This is a genomic window from Oleiphilus sp. HI0067, from assembly GCF_001635735.1.
Genome location: NZ_LWFI01000577.1, coordinates 1 through 873 on the forward strand (window position 1 = coordinate 1; position 873 = coordinate 873).

The 873-nt window shown below is 41.9% G+C and carries 2 protein-coding genes; both read right to left on the reverse strand.

What is annotated here, in order from left to right; all coding sequences use genetic code 11:
• Positions 1 to 4: 4 nt before the first annotated feature.
• Positions 5 to 469 carry a PTS IIA-like nitrogen regulatory protein PtsN gene (gene ptsN / locus A3739_RS06675; RefSeq protein ID WP_068476102.1) on the reverse strand — a complete coding sequence of 155 codons (465 nt, stop codon included), beginning with the start codon at positions 467 to 469 and terminating at the stop codon, positions 5 to 7.
• A 23-nt stretch (positions 470 to 492) separates the two neighbouring features.
• On the reverse strand, positions 493 to 795 hold the full coding sequence (gene hpf / locus A3739_RS06680) for a ribosome hibernation-promoting factor, HPF/YfiA family (protein WP_068475009.1): 303 nt from the start codon (positions 793 to 795) through the stop codon (positions 493 to 495).
• Between the last annotated feature and the right edge of the window lie 78 nt (positions 796 to 873).

Here is an 873-nt window from a genome sequence, read left to right on the forward strand (position 1 = left end):
GCAGTTAGCTTTCAGTCATTAACGTATAAAGCTCAGAATCAGATGATGCAGCACGTAGTTTATTGCAAAAAGAAGAGTCATTAAATCTTTCCGCTATTTGGCTAAGTAACTCTAAATGTTCGCTGCTTGCTTCTTTAGGAACGATCAGAACAAACAGTAGATTAACTGGTTGGTTGTCGATTGCGTCAAACGCGATATCTTGTTCAAGTGTAAATAATGCGCCTATGACTTTTGAGCATCTCAACATTCTGCTGTGAGGGATGGCAATTCCTTGTCCGATTCCAGTGCTACCTAATTTCTCACGGGCAATTAGATTTTCGAATAAATCTTCTTCAGACAGCTCGGGGATTTCTTGTGAAATTGCAGCTGCGATATGCTCTAGTGTTTTTTTCTTGCTAGTGCCCGGGAAACTGACGCGAGTCAGTCCCGGAACAAGAATAGAGCTAATAGTAATTGAACCTTCGTTCATTTTTCTTCCAATACTACGAGTAGCTACACGGCCCCATGCGAGCGCGCAACTTGTTTTTCTTTGTGTTTCAGTATCTGTCGATCAAGCTTGTCTATAAGCTTATCGATAGATGTATACATATCTTCGTCTTCTGCAGTACCGTGAATGTCTGCGCCGCTAATGTGAAGTGTGGCTTCCGCAATTTGTCTTAGCTTTTCCACTGAAAGGGTGACCTGCACATTTGTTATACCGTCCACGTGACGCTCAAGCTTCTCTAGCTTGTCAGTAACGTAGTTTTTCATTGAATCTGTTAGTTCAACGTGGTGACCGGTGATGTTTACTTGCATAAATGTCTCCTTGTTGGTTTTTGCGGAAGAAATTTCCGCGGATGCTTCTAACAAGTCTTGCGAATATACAGCTTCTTA